Annotated in this window: 5 protein-coding genes; 2 read left to right on the top strand and 3 right to left on the bottom strand. The window is 61.2% G+C overall.

The genetic code is table 11. From position 1 onward, the window contains the following. Positions 1-308: 308 nt before the first annotated feature. From dmpG to WBQ44_RS11065, 3 genes are read right to left on the bottom strand one after another with little or no spacing between them, the layout of a single operon-like run. Entirely contained in the window at positions 309-1355 is a 1047-nt protein-coding gene (dmpG, locus tag WBQ44_RS11075) for a 4-hydroxy-2-oxovalerate aldolase (protein WP_495566739.1), read from the bottom strand. After that, entirely contained in the window at positions 1352-2299 is a 948-nt protein-coding gene (locus tag WBQ44_RS11070; RefSeq protein WP_495566738.1) for an acetaldehyde dehydrogenase (acetylating), read from the bottom strand. The genes dmpG and WBQ44_RS11070 overlap by 4 nt, the downstream gene beginning before the upstream one ends. A 39-nt stretch (positions 2300-2338) precedes the next feature. Next, on the bottom strand, positions 2339-3130 hold the full coding sequence (locus WBQ44_RS11065) for a 2-keto-4-pentenoate hydratase (RefSeq protein WP_495566737.1): 792 nt from the start codon (positions 3128-3130) through the stop codon (positions 2339-2341). A 46-nt stretch (positions 3131-3176) separates the two neighbouring features. Between WBQ44_RS11065 and WBQ44_RS11060 the strand changes: the two genes are divergently transcribed. Both WBQ44_RS11060 and WBQ44_RS11055 read left to right on the top strand, forming a co-directional pair. Then, positions 3177-3926, top strand: a complete 750-nt coding sequence (locus WBQ44_RS11060) for an IclR family transcriptional regulator (RefSeq protein WP_495566736.1) — start codon at positions 3177-3179, stop codon at positions 3924-3926. 63 nt (positions 3927-3989) lie between these two features. Further along, positions 3990-4390: winged helix DNA-binding protein (locus WBQ44_RS11055; protein WP_495566735.1), on the top strand; the 401-nt coding region annotated here is incomplete at its 3' end.

The raw sequence follows: 4390 nt of genomic DNA, 5'->3' as shown, positions 1-4390 counted from the left end.
CAGCTCGTGTCCCCGCAGATTAGTCGAGGGGAAGAATATGCCAATCGGCATGGAGCGGGATGCACCCCGGAGTTGCCACTCCCATTCCTCAGCGCGAGGCCGAGGTAAGTGCACCATATGAGGGTCGTCTCGCACGACTATAGACCTCTTTCTCGAATGTTCCGCGTTGACAGCCAATTCATGATCGTGGACAATCAGATTATTGCTGTCGCCCTATGACGTCCTCCGTAGGGACGCGATCCCTCAGCCGTCGCAGGCGGTCCTGCTTCGGCGGGTTCACTGCCAAGGACTCCGCCCATACGCCCGCATCACACCCTCTGTGCGGTGAGATCGAGCGCGATATCGGTGATCAGATCCTCCTGACCACCGACCAACCCGCGTTCGCCAACAGCGAGCAGGATCGCGCGGGTATCGAGTCCGTACTGCTTCGCTGCAGCCTCTGCGTGGCGGAGGAAGCTGGAGTACACCCCGGCGTATCCGAGGGTCAGTGTCTCGCGGTCGACCTGAACAGGCCTGTCCTGCAACGGGCGAACGATGTCGTCGGCCGCGTCCTGCAACCCGAACAAATCACAATTGTGCTTCCACCCGTGCAGGTCGGCGACGGCGATGAACGGCTCGATCGGGCAGTTACCCGCTCCGGCACCGTGACCGGCGAGAGATGCGTCGACTCTGGTGACACCCTCTTCCACCGCCACAACAGAATTCGCGACCGACAGCGACAGATTCTGATGCGCATGAATACCGATCTGGGTATCCGCGTCCAAGACATCCCGGTAGGCGCGCACACGGTCGCGGACACCGTTCATCGTCAACCGACCGCCCGAGTCGGTGACATACACGCATTCCGCGCCATACGATTCCATCAACTTCGCCTCTGCAGCGAGCTGTTCGGGCTCCACAAGATGGGACATCATCAAAAATCCCGACACATCCATACCGAGTTCGCGGGCTTTGCCGATGTGCTGCGCGGAGACGTCGGCTTCGGTGCAGTGCGTCGCCACTCGGACCGAAGTGACACCGAGCTTGAACGCATGCTCGAGCTCTTTCACCGTCCCGACTCCAGGAAGGAGCAAAGTGGTGAGTTTGGCGCGGTGCACCACCGAGGCTGCGGCTTCGATCCACTCCCAGTCGGTGTTGCTGCCCGGCCCGTAAGTCAGGCTGTGGCCGGCGAGGCCGTCCCCGTGCGTGACCTCGATGGCGTCCACACCTGCGCTGTCGAGGGCACTGGCGACGCGTGCGACATCGTCGGGACTGATGCGGTGCCGCATGGCGTGCATGCCGTCCCGCAGGGTGACGTCCTGGATGTACAGGGATGCGCCGTCTGTCGCGTTCGGGCGCTTCGTGGTTTCGGTCATCGTGCTGCCTCCAAGGACTTGTTCTCTGCGATCTTCTCGGCGACCTGTAGGGCGGCAGAGGTCATGATGTCGAGGTTCCCGGCATACGCGGGGAGGTAGTGCGCGGCACCTTCGACTTCGAGAAACACCGAGACCTTCCACAGGCCGGGCCCCTTGTCGACGCCGCCGGTCAAGGTGGCGACGGATTCGGCGTCGTCAAGTTGGGTGAATTGCACTTCTTGCTTGAGTCGGTAGCCGGGGACGTAGGCCGAGACCTTGGCGACCATGTCCAGAACGGACCGGCGAATTGCGTCCTGGTCGGGGTTCGTTACCAGCGCGAGGACGGTGTCGCGCATGATCAGCGGCGGCTCGGCCGGGTTGAGGACGATGATGGCTTTGCCGCGGGCCGCTCCTCCGACTTTTTCGATTGCCTCGGAGGTCGTTTCGGTGAACTCGTCGATGTTCGCGCGGGTGCCGGGACCAGCCGACTTCGAGGCGATCGAGGCGACGATCTCTGCGTAGTACACGGGCGTGACCTGCGAGATCGCGGCGACGATCGGGATTGTCGCCTGTCCACCGCAAGTCACCATGTTCACATCGGGCGCACCGAGGTGCTCCTCGAGGTTGACCGCGGGCACGACGTACGGTCCAATCGCGGCCGGAGTGAGATCGATCAGCCGCTTGTTGTAGGGCCGCAGGGCTTCTTCGTTCGCGACATGCGCTGTCGCAGAGGTCGAGTCGAAGATGATGTCGATGTCGGCGAACTCAGGGTGATCGATCAAGCCCTGCACTCCCGAATCCACGGTGCTGATCCCCAAACGGCGCGCCCGGGCGAGACCGTCGGAGGCAGGGTCGATTCCGACGAGCACAGCAATTTCGACGCTCTTGGCTACGCGTTTCAGTTTGATGACGAGGTCGGTGCCGATGTTGCCGGATCCGATCACCGCTACTTTGGTCTTGCTCATGATGTCCTTCGATTTTGTTCGATTTTCGAGTCGAGCAAGTCAGGCTGTGAATATCGCTGAAACGCTGCCAATTCCGGATATCGACGCCGTGTAGGTCGAGCCAGGGACCACAGCAACCATGGGGCCCAGGGCACCGGAGAGGATCACTTCACCTGCACGCAGCGGTGATCCGTAGGACAAGCTGGTGTTGGCCAACCACACCAAGGCGGCCCAGGGGCTTCCGAGGCAGTCCGAGCCTTTGCCTGCCGAGACCTGTTCACCGTCTGCGGTCATGGTCATGGTGACCTCGGCGAGGTCGGGTGCATCGACGCGAGAGATGCTCTCGCCCAGGACGTAGAGCCCGGATGATGCGTTGTCGGCGACGGTGTCGGCCAAGCTGATGTCCCAGCCTGCAATACGGCTGTCCACGATCTCGAACGAGGCGAACACCCGGTCGACGAACGACGGCGCTTGCTCGACGGTGAGTTGGCCGTCGACGTCCGAGGACAGAACGAACGCGATCTCGGCTTCGATACGTGGCTGCAGCAGTCGGGCAGAGTCGACCGGGCTGTCACCGGAGACGTCAAAATCATCGAGCAGGACACCGAAATCGGGCTGATCGACACCTAGCTGCTTTTGCACAGCGGGCGAGGTCAGCCCGATCTTTCTTCCCACAACGGTGCGACCGGATGCGAGGAGTGCGTCGATGTTGCGTGATTGGATACGGTAGGCGGCGTCGATATCCTCGCGTCCGATGAGATCACGGACCGGAGCGCACGGTGTGCTCGTTTTGGCGGCATCGGCGAGTCTGTCGGAAAGTTTCTCGATCACACTGTCTTTCACAATGGTCATGGGGGAAATCTAGGCAGGTTTCCTGAAACCATCTAGGATCTATCCCATGATCCGGGACGGCTCGCGCCAGAATCCGTCGATATTGGAGAAAGCGGCCCTCGTCTTGGAAGCATTTCCTGGAGGAACGACTCTGACTCTGGCGGACGTGAGCACTCGCACCGGGCTGCCTCGCTCCACTGCTCACAGACTGCTTGTCGAGCTGTCCCGCCTCGGATGGCTGACCAGAACAGCGAACTCGTTCGAGCTTGGTATGCCTTTATTCGAACTTGGAGAACGAGTTGCCGTGAAGCACCGGTTACGTGCTACTGCAATGCCGTTCATGCAGGATTTGTTCGCGGTGACGGGTCAGACTGTGCACCTCGCAGTGCGTGACGCACACGAGGTGGTCTACATCGAGAAACTCCACGGACACCTTCCCGCGGATCTCCCGTCCCGCATCGGCGGACGACTCCCGCTCACCTGCACTGGAGTGGGGAAAGCGCTGCTGGCATTCGAGACGAGAGACTTGCAGGAGGCAGTACTCGACGTGCCGCTCCGTCGCTACACGCCGCACTCGGTGACGGATCCCCGAGTGATGAGACAGCAGCTCGACGAGATCCGCCGCATCGGGGTCGCAATCGAACGGGAGGAGGCGGCGGAGGGGAAATGCTGTGTTGCCTCACCGGTTGTTGTGTCGGGTTCAGTTGTAGCGGCGATTTCGGTATCTGTTCCAGCTCGTCAATTCCGATCCGCGCACCTTGCCCCAGCAGTCAGAACGGCGGCGCTTGCGCTCGGGCGCAGACTGTCGCGGCCTTGAGCCCGTATCGTGAGCGCGGCAGCTGTTGCTGTACCCCGGACACGATGGATCAAAGGAGCCGAGATGGGCGCGGAATTCGTGACACCCGAGTCGACGTGGCATCTGGCAACTTCGGTCGACGACACACTGGTGACAGCGTTCGAGTTTGCCATGATCCAGGCGTTCGAGGCATTCCAGCGGTCCGTCGTGCAAATCCAGCGCATCGTAGGAGATGTGAATATCCAGTTCGGCGAGGGAGTCCTTCTTCATATCGTTCGGATGCAGGAGCGCCCGAAAGACGCGACTACCATCGCACGGCTGATGAATCGCGATGACTTACAGAACGTGCTGTACGGCCTGCGGAAATTGGGGTCATTAGGCTTGGTTCGCAAGGTCCGTGTCGGCGCTACCACGCTGTTCGAGATTACCGACGACGGTATCGATGCGACTGACCGCTATGCCAAGCTTCGACGAGAGATCATCGT

Source organism: Rhodococcus sp. (in: high G+C Gram-positive bacteria) (genome assembly GCF_049591685.1).
GTDB lineage: Bacteria > Actinomycetota > Actinomycetes > Mycobacteriales > Mycobacteriaceae > Rhodococcoides.
This window is presented reverse-complemented; position numbering and strand designations above follow the sequence as displayed.

Bases quoted from the DNA above. Each gene is read 5' to 3' on its own strand.
- dmpG (WP_495566739.1), bottom strand. From the start codon at position 1,355: ATGACCGAAACCACGAAGCGCCCGAACGCGACAGACGGCGCATCCCTG.
- WBQ44_RS11070 (WP_495566738.1), bottom strand. From the start codon at position 2,299: ATGAGCAAGACCAAAGTAGCGGTGATCGGATCCGGCAACATCGGCACC.
- WBQ44_RS11060 (WP_495566736.1), top strand. From the start codon at position 3,177: ATGATCCGGGACGGCTCGCGCCAGAATCCGTCGATATTGGAGAAAGCG.
- WBQ44_RS11065 (WP_495566737.1), bottom strand. From the start codon at position 3,130: ATGACCATTGTGAAAGACAGTGTGATCGAGAAACTTTCCGACAGACTC.